Origin of the sequence: Nostoc sp. FACHB-152 (genome assembly GCF_014697475.1) — a bacterium.
GTDB lineage: Bacteria > Cyanobacteriota > Cyanobacteriia > Cyanobacteriales > Nostocaceae > Nostoc_B.
In genome coordinates this window covers 1-17,896 of sequence record NZ_JACJRV010000044.1, presented here as the reverse complement: position 1 = coordinate 17,896, position 17,896 = coordinate 1, and the positions used below count along the sequence as shown (strand labels likewise).

Below are 17,896 nucleotides of genomic sequence, written 5' to 3'. Positions count from 1 at the left end.
CTGCTGATAAAAAGCTTTGCTGACTTGAACGCGCCCCCATAAGGGATGTATACTTTGTTAGGCTGTTTAGCCTCCATGAGCGTGAATGATCCGGCACACACAGATAATTTTGTTTGGAATCGGCAAGTATATCACCGTTTAAAACTTGCCCTAAGTTTAGGGTTAAGAAGACAGCTGTTTTTAGCAGTATGTGACGATTTACAGTTGCGAAATCAAGTAGCAGCGCGTTTACACTCTACTTTAGCTTATCCAGTTGGGCAAGTGCTTTATCAGCCCCAAGATGGGCAAGAAGCCAGCAGCACTTCAGCCTATCCACGATTAGTCACTTTGCGGTTGAACCTCAACGAGCCTAATCCGATATCCCAGATCAATCAATGGTTGGCTAATTATCCTCCGCCAATTGTTGGCGCATCCAAAGACAACCCCGGACGACCTTTGCCAGTCCCGACATTTCAAATTGTGGGTGTAGAACAGCTAACTAAACAGCCAGTAGCAGTTCAACGTTTATTTCTGCACCATCTACGCCTCACCGAAGAATCTTTATCGAGCGAAGAAAAGAGCGGTTTTCTAGAGTCTAGTGTTCTGTTGTGGATATCGCGCCCTTGGTTGTCTGCTATTCAGCAGTCAGCACCACAGTTTTGGCGTTGGCGAACTGGTGTGTTTACCTTTGCTGGAGAACCAACACCAGCGCGCAATTTAAATTATCCAGAACGCTTTCCTAGTTCCCGAAATCTAGATTTCGGGAAACTAGAGGGATCTAGTTTCAACGAATCAGCTATTGAAGCAAAACCCAAAGCAGCAACGACAACAGACGCAAAATTAGAGGAAAATACTGTGGTTTCTCTAGAAAGCCCAGTAAAGCCAGTAAATAGAGTGTTGGCAATTCCCCCGCCACCGCCAGGATTCTTGAAAACAGAGACGAAATTAGCAGATCCTAGTCAAGCTAGTGAGGTAACTAGCCCATCGCTGTCGTCGTTGTCGCATATTAACAAGGAGTTAAGCGAGCTAGTAATAGCAACTATTAATACTAAGATTTCTCAAGAGGAGGATGACTGGCAACCGCAACAATTGCTGTTAGAGATTGAAGAACTACACCTCAAGCAAGCTGCAAAGCAGGATTTAGCAGTAGCGTATCATCAGCTAGGAAACACATATCGCCTGCGGATTGAACAAGGACATTCAACCCTAGAAAACCTGATGGTAGCAATTCTTGCATATCAGGAAGCGATCGCCTACGATGAAGCATCACCAGAATTGCCAGATATTCTCAATGATTTAGGCACACTCTACTGGATGCTATACCGCACACCACCTAATGTGGAGGCGGGACAAAATTACATTGAACAAGGAATCGAATTTTATCAGCTGGCGTTGAAGATGATTTCACCGCAGACTCATCCAGAAACTTATGCCCGTGTGCAGAATAATCTGGGAACAGCTTATGGTGATCTAGCTAAGTTTTCTAACCCGGCGGAAAATTGGCAACAAGCCGTTGCAGCTTATACAGAAGCATTGCATTACCGCAGTGCCGACATGGATACATTAAAGTATGCAGCTTGCCAAAATAATTTAGGTACAGCTTACTGGCATCTGGGACAATATAATCAACCAGTGGTGCATCTAAAAAAAGCGATCGCCGCCTATAACCAAGCCCTCGCTCACTACAATCCCGAACAGGAACCTCTGAAATATGGCATGATTCAAAACAACATCGGTACTGCTTACTGGAATTTGGCGCAATACGAACAACCAGCCGATAATCTTCAGCAAGCTATTGATGTCTACTGCGAAGCATTGAAATATCGCACAGCCGCTAACGTTCCTAGTGCTTGCGCTGCTACGCAAAATAATCTGGCTACAGCTTACTGGCATTTAGCAAACTTGCCGCAAACCACGAAAGACAGCAAGCAAAAGTTATTAAAATTATCCATTATTGCTTATGAAGAAGCCATTGCCTTGGCACATTCTCTAAGTGGAGTTCCTTTAAGTTTTGATTTATTTGCGGCTCATAATAACTTAGGGTTAGCCCATTATCAGTTAGTTACAGATAGTTCATTTAATGGCGATAAACCGACGCGATCGCACCACTTAGAAGTAGCATTAGATCATCATTTACAAGCCTTGAACGGATTAAATAAACAACCAGAGGCTTATCAAATGACCTTTGCTTATGTAGTAAAAACAATCCGCGCCTTCCACAACGAATTAGGCATCCACGGGCAAAATATCGCTTTATCAAAAGTTCCTGGTCATTTGCTACCCGAAATTTTATCAAAGCTTTAAAAGAGTTTACCCTAATGCTTCCATTCATCCCATTTCTCTTCAATTTTTTTGATAACTTGCTCTTTGTCTATATATTGAGATAAACGCTTCCAAGCACGCTTGATCTCTTCCTTTTGGGTTATTGTTAACTTCCAAGAAAGTGGTGCTGTATATTTTTTATCAATATCAATAGGAAAGGTAATAGCAAAATCCGCAATGTCTACTTTGTCTCGCCATTTTTCCTGTAATAATTTAACACTCACGGTATTGTTATCAGTCTGAGTAGAACTGCGAACATTTAATAATGCTTGTAATGAACCAATAACTTCCATTATCCACCCTGGCGCACTTGGCACCTGATCACTAGCTACAGGTTCGGGAAAAGCATTGACCCGCAAAAATATAACTTTGTTAATTTCACAACTTTTTGCTGTTAAGAATTCATCGAGTAATTGTACATTAGTACAGACTCCAAAATTATCAAAATAGCCACCATCAGCAACATGAAAATTTTGCTGTGTTTTGGGATTGTCGGGACGGCAAACAGGAGATACATAAGGAAAAGTTGCTGACAGTCTAGCAGATGTAGCTATGTTAATATCAAAATCAGGATAAAGTTTCTTAAAACTAATAGACTTAGATTGAATATTATCTTGCAGAGTAATCGGGCTAATAGAATTAGCTGGATTATCTTCTTCTAGAGTAATAGGACTGATTAAAAAACGCCGACCGTCTTCTACTAAAGTCGCATTAAAAATAGGAATTGGTAGTTTTCCTTGTTGCACCTTGATTCGCCAAGAGGCTAAAGAAGCTTTTTTATGTTTTAGTTCTCCTCTCCAATCTTCTTCAATTGCTGTACCTCTATCTTCCATTTTAGGTACTAAAAAAGGTAAACCAATAAAGCGTAATAAATCTGGATAAGTTAGTCCCCAACCAACAGCATCTAAACTATCTTTAACCGCACTGTCAAATATACTTGACAAATCTTTTTCTTCTGGATAACCATGTTCACCAAAGCGGTCTAAATAGTACATAGTTCCGATTGAACCACCAGAAACTGCGCTTATCCAACCAATTGCTTGGGTAAAATTAATGCCTAATTTACTTTGTTCTTGTAACCCAGCTAAAACTCTACTTATCCATCCCGCAGCTTGAATACCCCCACCACTAGCACAAACAACCACTAAAGTTTTAATTTCATTGTCGGCTTGATATGTTTTAATACGGTTACAGACTATATCTTTCCAATCTTCTTGTTTTATTGCATCACTAGGCTCATCATTGAGTACGTAATAATGATCTACGCCTAAAAACAAGTATCCAGAAATTGAAATAATTAAAAATAGCAGAAGTACGGGAATACGTGAGTAATCAAGAAAGAAAGACATTCCACTTAATAACAACACTAATACTGTCAGAATCAGCGTGACATAAAATAGTGCTGGAGCCTCAAAACGATTAGAATCTGCTTGAGGTTTAAGGATAAAATAACAAGCAATATAAACACCAAGCATTACTAACAAAAATGCAGTTACAGCAATTTGTCCTGGTGCTAAGTTATTACTATGATCTATATAACCATTGCGTACAGGCTCAGGTAACAGATAGATTAAATTTAATAGAATCTGCTTTGGTAAAGGATGAGATTCTAAAATATATTGCACAAAGTTGCTGATAGTTAACAGCAATGCGGCGATACTTACCCCTAAAAAAGTTCCTATCAAAATAGGAACATGGTGGTTTTTGATAGAATTTGGATGTTGATTTTCTTTCTTAGTTAAAATAATGCTTGTAATAGAAATAGGAAGACTTAATATAATACCGTTTATATAAAGTAGCCATTCTGGCAAAGCTTGTTTTTGTTGGACTTCAAATCGCAGATAAGCATTAGTTAAAATGACGTTATAAACCAATATTGTCGCCATTCCAGCTAATGTCGAACCAACAATCACTAAAATTAACTGTCCAATTAACTGTCCCTTAACATTTGTACGAAGTACAAAAAGATTTTTCAGCGTGCTTGGTAATAGTTTAACTGCAATCAACGGGAAGAAGACGAGTATTAAGCCCACAATAATAGGCATTCTTAAAAAGAAGATATATTGCCATTTATCGTAAAAATTTGTTAATAAAAGCCCAAGTACTGTAAATAACAATGACAATACAATTCCCTTTGTGCGTCTATCTATGTTCAGCATAAAACTCATGCATAAATAAAAGGTCAGCATGATATATTCATGACATAATCTTCAAAATAAAAACAATCTTGAGTTAGAAATTTAAACTAAAGATTTTTTAAGTTCCTAGGTAGCCAAACATAAAATGTAGAGTGGGTTATGCCGGAAGCTAACGCAACGTTCTAAATATAGCAATTGTATTTGATTTCACTGCTGGTTGCTTGAGACAAGCAGTAGAGAGTAAATTTGTTTATATATTATTTAAGAATCTTAATATAAAGATGGTGCGTTGCGCTATGCGACAACACACCCTACTTGTTCAAATATTAGATATATGTTCTATAGAAATGATGCTAATAATAATGTATTCAGCAATTTACTCTGCGCTCGAATCGCCCCATTCTTTAATAGCTGAAAATATCGAGGAGTAATCATCATTAGCGTAGGACATTTTCATGGCTGTATACAAGATGTGTCGCACTGATTCAATACTGCTGAGATCTAAACCTAAGGCCTTTGCTTCTGAGATAAACAAATCTGTATCTTTGAGCAAATGTTTTGTCGGAAAATTGGGATTAGCATAATTTTCTTCCAACATTCGTTGCAACTTTGTGTCAAAGGTAGGTGCATAAAGCGAACTTTCGCGGAGAACTTGCATAAAGGATTCTATATTGACACCTTGACGTTGCAAAAAGGCCAGACTAAGAGCAAAGCTAGTGGTAAGAGATGCAATTAATTGGTTCAGGGCTAATTTTAACGCTGCTGCACTGCCTACAGGGCCTATAAGTAAAGGTTCTGGGCCAAATTTTTGTAGTAGTTGTAAATGACTTTGATATTGTTTTGGTTCTGCACCTACCATCACAATTAACTTGCCAGCTTTTGCTTCTGGGATGCTACCTAATACGGGTGCTTCTATATATTCGCCGCCACCGCCAACTACAGCATCTCGAATTTCTTGGCTTTGGGTGGGTGTAATGGTTCCCATTTGGATGATAGTGCGTCCTTCTAGGGTGCGCCAAGCGGTATCTGAGAGCAAGACTTGATAAATGGCTGCGGCGTTAGTGAGCATTAAAATAATGCAGTCAGCAGCACGAATAGCTTGACGGGGTTGCGTCGCAATTTCTGCGCCAGCTGCTTGTAATGGTGCTAGTTTTTCTGGGGTGCGGTTGTAGGCAACTACTTGTATATTGGCTGCTAACAACCTTTGCGCCATTGGTTGTCCCATCAGTCCAGTTCCCAGAAATGCCACCTTCATTGTTCACTTTCCTTTGTACAGCTGAGGCGAAGCCTTTGATAGACATCGCGTTTCCATCGTTTGATTGTAATTTAAGGGCGAAGAATGATTTGAGGTTTAAGATGCTATCTCAGATATCAAGTTCGCCCAAGAGTTGAGAATTTAGCCACCTGCGGCAAAAGTCACCATAATGACAACAGACAGTAAAATACCAGGTGTTAGCAGCATTACTAGCATTAACAGGTCATGAGTACTCATAATTATGATTTTCCTAACAATGGATTTCGCAGTAATCAATAGTTATAGTTATGCTAGTCCAAATAACCCTGATGCCGCAGGCTTATAGATAGTTTTAACTTTTCACCCTACTTTTACTTTGGCACAGTTAGCCCTTTGAGGGGATGCGAAATTTCTTGATTTTGGAGTCCTTTGCTTTGAACTAAAACTCCAAAACCACCTAGTCCTGTGGAGTCTAACAGTTGGTGGAGTGACTCGCGGCGTTGCAACAACTGGGAAATCGAAATTTCTTGATAAGAGAGAGAGGCAATTCTATCTCCCAAACCTAACGCCATCAAAAATAAACCCTGTTGTGTAAACCCAACTGTAGTTAAACCGCATTTTTCACCCTGACGCTCTAAGGCGGTAAAGTCAACATGGGCAGTAATATCTTGTCGCCCAATATTAATATAAGGGTTGTCATGGTAGCGATGCTGATAGTAGCACTGTAACGTGCCTTGCGATCGCCGGGGGTTATAGTAGCGGCTAGCAGGATAGCCATAATCAATTGTTACCACATACCCGCGCTGTAAGCGGTCTGCTACTATACTCAACCAACTCATAGCCGCTAAATTAATTTCGCTGCGGTAGCCATCTGGGTAATTTCTCGATAAATCAATACCGATTAAATCAAAATATTGCTTTAGTTGTGACGTAGAAGGTTCTGCCGCTAATTCTCCAAATTGAATTGACTCTTTCCCTTTTCCAGCAGCAGGTTCGGGATTTATGTTATCCAGTGTAGTCACATAAATTTCTCGCAGTTCCCCAGCTTCTAAAATAAACTGATGCACTGGCAAAGCATCCACCAATTCGTTAGAAAAAAAACAGCCTGTAATTGAGTTACTGGGTATCTCCTCTAAATTGCACCAACGCACTGTAAAATTTTGTAACCGTTGCTGTTGTTCTTGTCTCAACCCTGGAGACTTCTCGACTATGACATACTCCAGTGCTGCTAAAAAACCTGGGTAGTGCAGTTGATAGTGGTCAAGAATATGCAGTGCGAGTAAGCCTTGTCCTGCACCCATTTCTACTAAAGAAAACGGTCTTGGCTGTCCTAAAATCTCCCACATTTGGACAAATTGTTCTGCTAGTAACTCCCCGAAATCAGCCCCAAGACTAACAGAAGTGAAAAAATCACCGCCTTTAAATCCAATGTTCACAGCTTTGCTGGAATAGTAGCCGTGTTCAGGGTGATATAGTGCCATATCCATATATTCTGCAAAGGTAATTCGCCTTTGGGGACTAGTAGCGATACGCTCAGATATGGCTATACACAGCGCAGAGTTAGAATTCATAAGCAATTTTTACTAACTTTTAAACCTTAATTTGTGCATAACTCCTGATGTGTATGTTGCGGCACAAAGTGCAACATTTCTTGCTTTAGTAATTTTTAAACTATTAACCGATAAAACAAATGAGGTAAACCAGCGTGGATAATATCACGCTCGTATTGAAATCCTAGCTTTTCCATAACTCGTTTTGAAGCGAGATTAGTTGTTAAAGTAAAGCAAACAATATCTTGCAAGCCAAGTAAATCAAAACCAATTCGCAAAATTTTTTCGCCCATCTCAGTTGCTAATCCTTGACCCCAAAACTTAGCCATAAGAGCGTAAGCTAATTCTACTTCATTTTTTCCTTCAACAAGAGTTGTTCGCAATCCGGCACGACCGACAAACTGCTTATTTATTTTGTCTAGAAATACCCATAATCCATATCCATACTGCTCCCAATGATGCACATTATTTAAGATAAATAAGCGTGTTTCATCATCTGAACGAATACCACCTAAAGTTGCCATAACTTGTTTGTTTTGATGCATCCGATCAAGGTCATTTAAGTGAATAAATCTTAGACGTTCAGCAAATAAGCGTTTGGTATAAAATGTTTCAATTATTTGCATTGACTTAATTTTGTAGTCAGAGGTTTTGGATGATTTAAAAACAATTTATCACTGATTTTTATTAAGTAATAATTGTTTAGTTTTAATATAAGTATCTTTTGATTAACAACGTAACTTTTGCTTCTTCGTATTATCTGGTGGCGAGAAAAAATAGAAAAATTCGCATTTTGTGTATGAGTAATATATTCTCGCTCGCTGAACAACAAGATCCCCGATTGTTTTAAATAATTGGGGATCTTGTTGTTCTGGAATGATTTCAGGTTTCTATCGATTGATTTGTTGAACAGCAAGCTTCTACTTATCGCTCAACATTGATACGCTATTATTTCAAGTATTATAAGACACACTAATGATTGGCGATAGTAAAATTTGGCGTAAGTATACTAGTGCTATTACTTAATCATTAATGTATTAATGTAACGAATGGTTGAATAATATTATTTTCTTCACAAGTTCCTCATATTTGGTAAGTATCCTCGTAAGTATAGTCAGTTGTTTGAATACCACAAGTTGACCAAATAGCTGCCTTAATTTTTAAAACCGCTTATATCACTGATTTTTGAAAAATATGAATTACTGTCCTTGCTGTTCTGAAATACTTTTACAACACATACGTGGTTCTGAGATTACTTGGTTTTGTCGCCACTGCTGGCAAGATATGCCTGTGTTAACTTGTAATCTTTCTCAGGGTTCGGGTTTGCTAACACAAGCAATCAGAGAAGATTTACCTATCAAACGTAAAGTTAGAGAAATTATTCCAGCTACTAGAGAAAATGTTCCGGCTATAAGCTATATCAGCCAACGCCAAAAAATAACTGGCTGGATAGGAGCTTCTTGAAAGAACAAGGCACGAACAAGAATATAGATAAATGCTGGAATAATTATGAATACGCGAAATATTGGCAGGCTGACTAAGATATAGAACTATAACTAGAAGCCTGCTAATTTTTTAATCAACTATCAGCACTAATTTATCAAGGACAGCAGGAGGCAGTGGTTTGACTTCGCTCACCAACTGGGCAGGAGGTAGGAGGAAAACTTCGCAAAAATAACAAATGAGTTCGCAAAAATAACAAATGAGTTCGCAAAAATAACAAATGAGTTCGCAAAAATAACAAATGAGTTCGCAAAAATAACAAATGCGATCGCCGAAATAACAAATGAGTTCGCAAAAATAACAAATGCGATCGCCGAAATAACAAATGTGATCGCCGAAATAACAAATGAGTTCGCAAAAGCAGTAATTGTGAGCTTGCCACTTGCTACAACAGGGCGGCAGATTTGCAACGCAATGAATTCCCAGCCTACACGTAAACCCCTACACTACAGTAGGGGTTTTAAAATGCGACAACGCTGACTAAAGTGATTATAAAGATTGATTAAGATAACGGCATACTGAAAAACATGATTGAGATGTTAGCTGAAAGCTGGACTGCTATTAAAACAAATTTACACATTAATTGGTGGTTGATAAACGCTTGCTTGCAGTTTACTGCTTGGGCAATTTTTTCTCTTTTGCTGGCTGAGGTACTCAGAGACAGCTATCATGCGTTGTGTCACCAAGTGGGTTGGCTGGCTAAATGGCACAATAAGCATCACATGGCGTATCGCCGAGATTTATCAATAGTTTCGCTTAAGGTTTACCAGGAATCTCAGCTTTACCATGACATTGTAGAGTCGATTCTTTTGTTGGTTATCCTGACGGTAGTTGCTTTAGTAGGTCATCAATGGGGATTATGGTTAGGTGTGGCCTATGCTGTCACCTTCTTGTATGGTGCATCGGTGCGATATTTTCAAGGGAAAATTGAGACAGACTTTAACCACTTACCCGGCCCTTTAGAAATCATTCCTTCCGTTTGGTGGGTGAATCGTGCTTACCATTGGCGACATCATTTTGATGATGTCAACGCTTACTATAGTGGTGTGTTTCCGCTTGTAGATAAAATTTTGGGTACAGGACTTTCTCTCAAAGGTAAAACCGTTGCTTTGACTGGCGCATCTGGAAGTTTGGGAACAGCATTAACAGCAGAACTTCTCAAACACAATGCTAAGGTTATAGCTTTAACTACTAATCCTGAGAAACTCTCAGTACAACCTGGGGTAACGGTGTTTCCTTGGGAGTTAGGTAATGAGTCGCAACTACGGGATAAATTAGAAAAAGTAGATATTTTGATTATTAATCACGGGATTAATGTTTATGGCGATCGCACTTCACAAGGCATAAACACTTCCTATGAAGTCAATACCTTTTCTGCATTGCGGTTGATGGATGTATTTTCATCAACTGTGACAGGGCCACAAGACAAAGCAACTAAAGAAATCTGGGTAAATACTTCCGAGGCTGAGGTATCACCAGCCCTCAGTCCGCTTTATGAACTGAGCAAACGCACATTAGGCGATATTATTACCCTCAAACGCTTAGAAGGAAACTGCATCATTCGCAAATTAATCCTCGGCCCGTTTAAAAGCCAACTTAATCCTTATGGGGTGATGTCAGCACCGCAAGTGGCGCGCGCTATTCTGTTTTTAGCCCAGCGAGACTTCCGCAATATTATCGTAGCCATCAATCCTTTGACTTATTTACTGTTCCCGATTAAGGAAACTAGTACCGGGCTGTACTACCGGATTTTTAGCAAGCCAAGTCAGACTCAATCTTAAAAAAAGTATGGGTGTAGACTTGTGAAGGTCTACACCCAATTTCTAGTCAAGGATATTTTAACTACCGAGGTTGTGAAGGATAAGTTCGTTCTCTTTATCCTTCAAGCTACAATTAGCGACAACGAATTGTAGCTTCCTGGGAGTCCATAACTGTTAAGGTGACTTGGGGCTGAGAACCACGCCATTTTTCTCCATCGAATACACCACCTCTATTATCTAATCCAGCACTGTACATTTGCTGTACAGTAAGAAAACTTGGGCGATTGTATCTATAATCACCGCGTGTTTCGGAGCGGGAATATGCTTCTAGAGTATAGAAGCGAACTCTAGCGATGCAAGAGGCTTGGTCTTCTCCCGGACGACGATCAGATGAAACAGGCTTACCATCGGGGCCAAACCAAACACCACCCACTAAGTTGTAACCTTGGTTAACAGGAACCTGAGTTCCTGATTGCTGTGGCATTCCATTCATTCCAGGCATTCCATTCATTCCAGGCATTCCAGTCATTCCAGGCATTCCAGTCATTCCAGGCATTCCAGTCATTCCAGTCATTCCAGTCATTCCAGGCATTCCAGTCATTCCAGGCATTCCAGTCATTCCAGGCATTCCAGGCATTCCAGTCATTCCAGGCATTCCAGTCATTCCAGGCATTCCAGGCATTCCAGGCATTCCAGGCATTCCAGTTGGTACGTTGATAGTATTGGTTTGTTGAGGTTGAGGCGACTGTGGACAACCAAATGGTGTACATGCTTGTCCCATTGGTGCTTGTGGGCAACCAAAAGGATTACATTCTGCAACAGTGGATTGGGAACATCCGAATGGATTGCAAGCTGCAAATACAGGTTCACCTGCAATATTAATACAAGTAGCCACAGATGAAACAAATCCAACTGCTCCAAGAGCTTTTAAGAGCTTCATAAGCTTATTATTCTAAAAATACCGTAAATTACTCAGTTATTAGCCAGATAAAGTGATTGCTTTGCTCGTTAAGGCATCGCTGTTTTTATATCCCCTCTAAGAATTTAGGGAGATAAATTACACTTGTCCAACACTATATTTTTTGGTATAAAGTATGACATCCGTAAAATATCGTAAAAAGTCAAATATTTTGAATAAATTGACGAAAACTTTTTAATAAACAATACTTTTGCTAAAATAAGAGCCTATAACAATTTTGACAAAACTAGCAAAATCATCAAGATCTGAGCGTTTAGATTACAACGTAGTTTGAAACTCAAACCCTTTATATTGCAGGCAATACTTTAAAAAACGCGGGAAACCTTAAAGGAGTTTTGATGAATTATTGTTTTTGCCAAGCATCCGAGAAAAGGGGTTAATACATCAACTCACCTTCGTACCCTGGCACAGGTATTAATTTAAGAGAAACTTAAAATACAAGCAATACGAGAGTTTATTTTGAGGCTTGATATGAATAAATTTTCATATGAATTGGCATTAATAAATAATGACTCATACAATTAGATGAATGGATACAACACGCGTGCAGGTTAATTGCGTAAAAATTCTGAAAGTTTTAGCAGATGAGACGCGTCTAAGAGTATTGGAAATATTGATGGATGAAGGCCCTAAGTATGTAGGGGAAATCAATGCCATTTTAAATTTAGAACAAAGTCTACTGTCTCATCATTTACAAGTTCTACGTAGAGCAAAGTTAGTAGTTCAACAGCGCGATGGTAAAGCAATTCTTTATAGTTTGGCTCCAGAGGTAGAGGTAACGACAAATAAGGCTCTTAACCTCGGCTGTTGCATTCTCTCGTTTATCTAGCTTTTTTACGAACCGCAGAGGCGCAGAGGACGCACAGCGAAGAGTTAAAGAGGGGTTTTGACAAATGAAACATTCACAAATTTGGATGATAGTTGCAGGGTTGGTTGGCTGCTTGTGGCTACAAGGTTGTGCTTCACCAAACAACGCTGCAAGTAGCAAGACAACTCAACTACAGGGAAAACTTATATTAACTGGCTCTAGTACGGTAGCACCCTTAGCGGCAGAAATTGGGAAACGTTTTGAATCTCAGCATCAGGGTGTGCGAATAGATGTACAGTCGGGTGGTTCTTCTCGTGGAATTGCGGATGCACGCCAAGGTGTGGCGGATATTGGTATGGTTTCGCGGGAGTTGAAACCAGAGGAAAAGGATTTAAGGAGCTTTACTATTGCTCGTGATGGTGTGACAGTAATTGTTCACAAAGATAATCCTGTGCCAGCTCTAAGCAATCAGCAAGTTGTCAATATTTATACTGGCAAAGTGAATAATTGGCAGCAGGTGGGAGGTAAGCCAGGAACGATTACTGTTGTGAATAAAGCGGAAGGACGTTCAACTTTAGAGTTATTCACTCATTACTTCAAATTGAAAAACACCGATATTAAAGCTCAAATAGTAATTGGTGACAATGAACAGGGAATTAAAACTCTAGAAGGAAATCCCAATGCGATCGCTTATGTTTCTATTGGTGCAGCAGAATATAGTGTAGCGAATAAAGTACCGATTAAGTTGCTTCCTGTTAATGGTGTAGCAGCCATAACTGCAAATGTGCAGAATGGTACTTTTCCGATTTCCCGCCCGTTAAACTTGGTAATGAAAACTGCACCCCAAGGACTAGCAAAAGAATTTCTTGACTTCGCGCAATCACAACAGGTAAATGATATTGTTCAAAAGCAAAACTTTGTCGTGGTTTCAAAATGATGGCTGGTTAGTTTGGATATTGCGCTTTTTGGCAATCATAGCAGGCGCGATCGCTCTATTAATCGTCGGATTTTTGATTTTAGAATCCTTACCAGTTATCAAAGATGTTGGGATCAAGCACTTTTTTACTGATTCCTCTTGGAACCCCACCGCCGGACTCTATAACCTCGTGCCAATGTTGTGGGGTACACTCCTAGTAGTGTTTAGTTCTGTGCTGATTGCCACACCTATAGGCATTTTATCTGCCCTATTTTGCCAATTTTACGCTCCATCGCTTCTAGCTTCTCTTTATCGTCGTTTAATTGAATTACTCGCAGGTATACCTTCCGTAGTCTACGGCTTTTGGGGATTGGTAGTGTTAGTTCCCCTGATCGCTAAAAATCATCCCCCTGGACAAAGTTTACTCGCAGGTATTGCCATTCTGACAATCATGATTATGCCAACAGCTGCTTTGGTAGCTGATGCAAGTTTGGCAAAAGTTCCCGCTTCTTACCTGCAAGGCGCGGCGGCTTTGGGATTATCTCGTTGGGCGACTATCCGCCAAATTGTATTTCCGGCAGCAAAATCGGGATTGTTCACTGGCATAATTTTAGAAACAGGCCGCGCCATTGGTGAAACTATGGCAGTTCTCATGGTATGCGGCAATGTAGTGCAGACCCCTAAAGGGATATTTGACCCAATTCGCACTCTCACAGCGAATATTGCCTTAGAAATGGCTTATGCCACAGGGGATCATCGTTCAGCCTTATTTGTCAGTGGTTTGGTATTGATGGGATTGATTGTGCTGTTAGTGGCTGTGGCTGAAGTTATCAGCCAGGGGAAAATTTATGGTTAGAAAAGATTGGCTAGCAACCATCATTGTTTGGGCAAACGCTGCCTTGGTGACAGGTGTTTTTGGGTGGATACTTAGTAATATTTTTTGGCATGGAATTGGGCATTTTTCCTGGACGTTTCTGACAACTGCACCCCTAAACGCTGGTAGAGAAGGCGGAATTGCCCCTATTCTCGTGTCTACCTTGCTAATTATGCTGGTGTGTATGGGGGTTTCCCTACCAATTGGCGTGGGGACAGCAATATTATTGGCAGAATTCACCCCTACTGACAGTTTTTTTGGTGGCTTGGTACGTCGCAGTTTAGATGTGTTGGCGGGTATCCCTTCCATCGTGTTTGGATTATTTGGCAATGTCTTTTTCTGCAAAGTTTTGGGCTTAGGATTTTCGATTCTCTCAGGCGGGTTAACCTTAGCTTGTATGGTGCTACCTATCCTGATTCGCTCTACAGAAGAAGGGTTTCGGGCTGTATCTAACGAGTATAGAGTGGGAGGCGCAGCCTTGGGCTTTTCACGGATGGCGACGTTATGGAATTTATTATTACCTGCGGCAGTCCCAGGTTTAATTGTGGGATTGGTACTTAGTATTGGTCGTGCGATCGCCGAAACAGCTGCTTTAATTTTTACTAGTGGTTATGTAGATAGAATGCCGGAATCATTATTAGATTCTGGACGCGCCCTTTCGATTCATATTTATGATTTGTCGCTGAACGTATCAGGCGGAGATGCCAATGCTTACGCCTCTGCTTTGGTATTGCTGCTAATGCTGTTGTTAATTAATGGCACGGCAGCATGGATGGCTGAAAAATGGTTACATAGGAGAATTATTACTTGATGAAACTGCCGGAATCTCAAGCCTTGATTCAAACAAGAAACCTGACTTTACAGTACGGGAGAAAAACAGCCTTTGCTCATGTCAATCTTGATATTTATGCTGGGGAAATTATGGCTTTGGTGGGGCCTTCTGGTTGTGGCAAAACCAGCTTTTTAAGTTGTTTGAATCGGCTGACAGATTTAATTCCGCAGTGTCGAGTTACAGGGGAAATTCGCCTTGGTAATTGGGATGTGCTGCATCCGAAGATAGATGCGATCGCACTACGGCGCAGAGTTGGTATGATATTTCAAAAGCCTAATCCTTTTCCTTTATCTATTTGGAAAAACTTAGAGTTACCATTGCGCGAACATGGTATCCGTGACCGAAACGAAATTGACGCAATTATCGAAACTACTCTGCAAGATGTTGGACTGTGGGATGAGGTGAAAGACCGATTGCAGACATCTGCATTGGCCTTATCTGGAGGACAGCAGCAACGTCTGTGTATTGCTAGGGCTTTGGGTTTGAAACCAGAAGTTTTATTATTAGATGAACCTTGTAGCGCCCTCGATCCGATTTCTGGTGGCGTGGTTGAAGATTTAATTGCCAGCTTGCGATCGCGTTATACACTACTGATAGTGACTCATAATCTAGCGCAAGCCAAACGCATCGCCGATAAAGTCGCTCTATTTTGGGTACAAGATGGCATAGGACTTCTGATTGAGTCAGGTTCCGTAGAGCAAATTTTTGAGTCTCCCCAACATACACTAACTGCCGCTTATGTGATGGGTATCAGGGGGTAGTAGGGTAACTTCGGGAGCAGGGGAGCTAATTTGCAATCATCATCATTTTAATAGGGAGTGAAGGAGCTGCGTCGGCAGCTCCTTCGCTCGCCTTTTGGTAAACTATTTAATTTGACGTGAGTCTACAACGAAGGCAAGTTGCAGACTCACATTAATTTGACCCACTAGTACACTAATACTTCATAGTAAGGCAGACTAATCTCTTGTCCTCCCCAACCAATGTTGCAATTCTCACCAACCACTTTCCCCGGATGTAAACCCTCATTGTAAAAAGCTCGGCATATATAGAGAGGGCTACCATCATTTTCATACCCAGCGAGAATAGCATCTGATGGCACTGAGCCATAAGATTCTGATACCCAGTCAACTCCCCCTACTGTATTGGCTGCTTCCTCATCATTGATATTCGTGAAAAAAAGTTGGTCATTGGTATCTATGCTTTCCAACATAATGCTCTCCAAAAATTTAGTTGACGATTTGATTAAATTGAGTATTTAGGCATTAGTTTGGATGCCTAAGTCAAAGACTCACCTCGCTGAGGAGGTTACAAAACCTTGTATGAAACTTTAATTTCACACGCCTCCTCAGCAATTTGGTACTTGACCAGCACACCTATAAATTTCCATTTAAAAGGGATTAAGGTTGAGATAATCCTCATTTATTTTTGAAACTATGGCGGCAGATAAATTTGCTGCCGTATTAGCATCGTGGCAATTGTTCATGAAGTAATTGAACGTGAGTTCGATGAACCTCTCCCCAACCCCTCTGTCTTGAAAAGTTTTGCGCCGGGAAACCCGGACGCGCAACGCCAGTTGCTTTAAGCCGGGAAACCCGTCCAACGCACTGGCTCAACTTTTCGCTCCGACGCGGAGAGGGGCAAAATCTTGCTAGTTTTAAATGAAAAAATCATATTTTCAAAGCCTCTCCACCTGTGGGGGAGAGGTTTGGAGAGGGGTTCTTGATATCTGTCGAACTCACGTTAATTGAAGGTTGTCGTAACTATAATTACCGTCTTTGGAATGCGGAATTTTATAGTCCACTTCCATCAAGTCTTCATGTTGAAAGCAAAAATAGTCAACAGAAGTAAACTTTCCTTTTTGCATTTTTAAGAGTATTGCCACTCTTGTTAGGGCTTCAGGATGTTTACCAAGATTAGAACTAAAGTACACCTAGCCATTATCAAACGGGCTACACTTTCTTTGCACTTGTATGGGTTTTACACAGCGAGTCTGACTGCGCTTAAGTAATATCAAAAATATTATGACCGCATATTAGATGTATGAATCATATAATTTACAATTATTGATAATTAACTACTTTGTTCCTTTATTTATATGACACTTCTTGCCAGAAGTAAGTGAGCAAGAAAATTCCTAAAGTATGTAACGAAAGCTTAATCAGAGCAACTACAATTATGAAATTTCTGGCTTCCAAACTGTGTTCTTATGCACAGATGCTTTCCTATGTAAAATTATTAACTATTTTTCTATTAAATAGCAAACAGATGTATTTTATATAGCTAGATAATGCCTATCGCTTCTCAAAATTTCGGCAATACAACTGAAGATTTAACTTCGATTATTTGGTTTAAATCAGTTTCTATCATCTGAGCAGAAATTATATGAATCTTAAACTTGCTAAATCAGGTTTGTTGTTACTGTGCTTAGTCTGTGCGTTGAGCATAACTCTACTATTCGGAAATCTACCTGGGAACGCTCATGAATCTCCTCAGCAACCAAGTACCACTCCAAATTCTGGTTCAAGGACAAATTCCGTAATCCAGTGGAACGGCTTAATCGAAACCTTTCCCGTATTGACACTTGAATCACCATTGCCAGGGGTATACCCTGGTACAATACTACCGGGATTTCGTTTCCCAGATTTGGGGCAACAACACGTAGAAGTAGGTACTTCAGTCACCTATAATTCCAATAATTCCAATCCACCAACTTCCGGGCCACACTACCCATACCCAGCAGCTTGGGGCATTTATGTATATCCACCAGCCGACGAATTTTTAGTACACAATTTAGAACACGGCGGCGTGATTATTAGCTATAATCCTCAGCAAATTAAAGGTCAAGAGTTGGTTCAATTACGGCAGCAGGCTTGCTCTTTGAGCAAATTTAACCCACGTATTAGACATCTCCAAAATAGTATCATTCTGTGATAAAAGAACATCAGAAAGCTTTTTTTACACAGAAAAATGTGCGACATACTGAACCACATTGAACAGAATC

The 17,896-nt window shown here is 40.2% G+C and carries 17 protein-coding genes; 9 read left to right on the top strand and 8 right to left on the bottom strand.

Annotation, left to right across the window (positions count from 1 at the left end):
* Positions 1–75: 75 nt before the first annotated feature.
* The gene (locus H6G76_RS23250) at positions 76–2,283 is read left to right on the top strand and encodes a tetratricopeptide repeat protein (RefSeq protein WP_190706185.1); all 2,208 of its coding nucleotides are present in this window, start codon (positions 76–78) and stop codon (positions 2,281–2,283) included.
* Positions 2,284–2,294: 11 nt separating this feature from the next.
* Here H6G76_RS23250 and H6G76_RS23245 read toward each other — a convergent pair whose 3' ends face one another.
* The 4 genes from H6G76_RS23245 to H6G76_RS23230 all read right to left on the bottom strand — a co-directional run bounded on the left by H6G76_RS23245 (position 2,295) and on the right by H6G76_RS23230 (position 7,849).
* On the bottom strand, positions 2,295–4,460 hold the full coding sequence (locus H6G76_RS23245) for a patatin-like phospholipase family protein (RefSeq protein WP_190706183.1): 2,166 nt from the start codon (positions 4,458–4,460) through the stop codon (positions 2,295–2,297).
* A gap of 355 nt (positions 4,461–4,815) precedes the next feature.
* Entirely contained in the window at positions 4,816–5,694 is an 879-nt protein-coding gene (locus tag H6G76_RS23240) for an NAD(P)-dependent oxidoreductase (RefSeq protein ID WP_190706181.1), read from the bottom strand.
* A 350-nt stretch (positions 5,695–6,044) separates the two neighbouring features.
* Entirely contained in the window at positions 6,045–7,244 is a 1,200-nt protein-coding gene (locus tag H6G76_RS23235) for a class I SAM-dependent methyltransferase (protein ID WP_190706178.1), read from the bottom strand.
* Between the two features lie 95 nt (positions 7,245–7,339).
* Positions 7,340–7,849, bottom strand: coding sequence for a GNAT family N-acetyltransferase (locus H6G76_RS23230; protein WP_190706175.1), 510 nt, complete (start codon positions 7,847–7,849; stop codon positions 7,340–7,342).
* 568 nt (positions 7,850–8,417) lie between these two features.
* Here H6G76_RS23230 and H6G76_RS23225 point away from each other — a divergent pair.
* Positions 8,418–8,687, top strand: coding sequence for a hypothetical protein (locus H6G76_RS23225; protein ID WP_190706290.1), 270 nt, complete (start codon positions 8,418–8,420; stop codon positions 8,685–8,687).
* A gap of 136 nt (positions 8,688–8,823) precedes the next feature.
* Here the strand turns inward: H6G76_RS23225 and H6G76_RS23220 are convergent, their stop codons facing one another.
* Positions 8,824–9,108, bottom strand: a complete 285-nt coding sequence (locus H6G76_RS23220; RefSeq protein WP_190706172.1) for a hypothetical protein — start codon at positions 9,106–9,108, stop codon at positions 8,824–8,826.
* 145 nt (positions 9,109–9,253) lie between these two features.
* Here H6G76_RS23220 and H6G76_RS23215 point away from each other — a divergent pair, with 145 nt between their 5' ends.
* Positions 9,254–10,507 (top strand): bifunctional sterol desaturase/short chain dehydrogenase, encoded by a 1,254-nt coding sequence (locus H6G76_RS23215; RefSeq protein WP_190706169.1) that lies wholly within the window; start codon positions 9,254–9,256, stop codon positions 10,505–10,507.
* Between the two features lie 112 nt (positions 10,508–10,619).
* On the opposite strand, the gene H6G76_RS23210 is transcribed toward H6G76_RS23215, so the two are convergent.
* Complete coding sequence (locus H6G76_RS23210) at positions 10,620–11,426, bottom strand: hypothetical protein (RefSeq protein ID WP_190706166.1); 807 nt, start codon at positions 11,424–11,426, stop codon at positions 10,620–10,622.
* Between the two features lie 568 nt (positions 11,427–11,994).
* Between H6G76_RS23210 and H6G76_RS23205 the strand changes: the two genes are divergently transcribed.
* The 5 genes from H6G76_RS23205 (at position 11,995) to H6G76_RS23185 (ending at position 15,656) form a co-directional block, all read left to right on the top strand.
* Positions 11,995–12,294: a helix-turn-helix transcriptional regulator gene (locus H6G76_RS23205; protein WP_190706163.1), complete on the top strand. Its 300-nt coding sequence runs from the start codon at positions 11,995–11,997 to the stop codon at positions 12,292–12,294.
* 64 nt (positions 12,295–12,358) lie between these two features.
* Positions 12,359–13,210: a phosphate ABC transporter substrate-binding protein gene (locus tag H6G76_RS23200; RefSeq protein WP_199337497.1), complete on the top strand. Its 852-nt coding sequence runs from the start codon at positions 12,359–12,361 to the stop codon at positions 13,208–13,210.
* Complete coding sequence (gene pstC / locus H6G76_RS23195; RefSeq protein ID WP_190706160.1) at positions 13,167–14,045, top strand: phosphate ABC transporter permease subunit PstC; 879 nt, start codon at positions 13,167–13,169, stop codon at positions 14,043–14,045. Before H6G76_RS23200 ends, pstC begins: the two co-directional genes overlap by 44 nt.
* The gene (gene pstA / locus H6G76_RS23190; protein WP_190706157.1) at positions 14,038–14,874 is read left to right on the top strand and encodes a phosphate ABC transporter permease PstA; all 837 of its coding nucleotides are present in this window, start codon (positions 14,038–14,040) and stop codon (positions 14,872–14,874) included. The genes pstC and pstA overlap by 8 nt, the downstream gene beginning before the upstream one ends.
* Positions 14,874–15,656 (top strand): phosphate ABC transporter ATP-binding protein, encoded by a 783-nt coding sequence (locus H6G76_RS23185; protein WP_190706282.1) that lies wholly within the window; start codon positions 14,874–14,876, stop codon positions 15,654–15,656. Before pstA ends, H6G76_RS23185 begins: the two co-directional genes overlap by 1 nt.
* Before the next feature lie 164 nt (positions 15,657–15,820).
* On the opposite strand, the gene H6G76_RS23180 is transcribed toward H6G76_RS23185, so the two are convergent.
* Positions 15,821–16,105, bottom strand: a complete 285-nt coding sequence (locus H6G76_RS23180; RefSeq protein ID WP_190706154.1) for a DM9 repeat-containing protein — start codon at positions 16,103–16,105, stop codon at positions 15,821–15,823.
* Positions 16,106–16,630: 525 nt separating this feature from the next.
* A complete protein-coding gene (locus H6G76_RS38285) occupies positions 16,631–16,702 on the bottom strand; it encodes an HNH endonuclease (protein ID WP_397333702.1) in 72 nt (23 codons plus the stop codon).
* A gap of 575 nt (positions 16,703–17,277) precedes the next feature.
* Between H6G76_RS38285 and H6G76_RS23175 the strand changes: the two genes are divergently transcribed.
* Complete coding sequence (locus H6G76_RS23175) at positions 17,278–17,826, top strand: DUF3105 domain-containing protein (protein WP_190706151.1); 549 nt, start codon at positions 17,278–17,280, stop codon at positions 17,824–17,826.
* The last annotated feature ends 70 nt before the right edge of the window (positions 17,827–17,896 follow it).

Coding starts and splice junctions, on each gene's coding strand:
- H6G76_RS23245 (WP_190706183.1), bottom strand. CDS start 4,460: ATGCTGAACATAGATAGACGCACAAAGGGAATTGTATTGTCATTGTTA.
- pstA (WP_190706157.1), top strand. CDS start 14,038: ATGGTTAGAAAAGATTGGCTAGCAACCATCATTGTTTGGGCAAACGCT.
- H6G76_RS23250 (WP_190706185.1), top strand. CDS start 76: ATGAGCGTGAATGATCCGGCACACACAGATAATTTTGTTTGGAATCGG.
- H6G76_RS23240 (WP_190706181.1), bottom strand. CDS start 5,694: ATGAAGGTGGCATTTCTGGGAACTGGACTGATGGGACAACCAATGGCG.
- H6G76_RS23180 (WP_190706154.1), bottom strand. CDS start 16,105: ATGTTGGAAAGCATAGATACCAATGACCAACTTTTTTTCACGAATATC.
- H6G76_RS23205 (WP_190706163.1), top strand. CDS start 11,995: ATGGATACAACACGCGTGCAGGTTAATTGCGTAAAAATTCTGAAAGTT.
- pstC (WP_190706160.1), top strand. CDS start 13,167: ATGATATTGTTCAAAAGCAAAACTTTGTCGTGGTTTCAAAATGATGGC.
- H6G76_RS23235 (WP_190706178.1), bottom strand. CDS start 7,244: ATGAATTCTAACTCTGCGCTGTGTATAGCCATATCTGAGCGTATCGCT.
- H6G76_RS23215 (WP_190706169.1), top strand. CDS start 9,254: ATGATTGAGATGTTAGCTGAAAGCTGGACTGCTATTAAAACAAATTTA.
- H6G76_RS23175 (WP_190706151.1), top strand. CDS start 17,278: ATGAATCTTAAACTTGCTAAATCAGGTTTGTTGTTACTGTGCTTAGTC.
- H6G76_RS23185 (WP_190706282.1), top strand. CDS start 14,874: ATGAAACTGCCGGAATCTCAAGCCTTGATTCAAACAAGAAACCTGACT.
- H6G76_RS23210 (WP_190706166.1), bottom strand. CDS start 11,426: ATGAAGCTCTTAAAAGCTCTTGGAGCAGTTGGATTTGTTTCATCTGTG.
- H6G76_RS23230 (WP_190706175.1), bottom strand. CDS start 7,849: ATGCAAATAATTGAAACATTTTATACCAAACGCTTATTTGCTGAACGT.
- H6G76_RS23225 (WP_190706290.1), top strand. CDS start 8,418: ATGAATTACTGTCCTTGCTGTTCTGAAATACTTTTACAACACATACGT.
- H6G76_RS23200 (WP_199337497.1), top strand. CDS start 12,359: ATGAAACATTCACAAATTTGGATGATAGTTGCAGGGTTGGTTGGCTGC.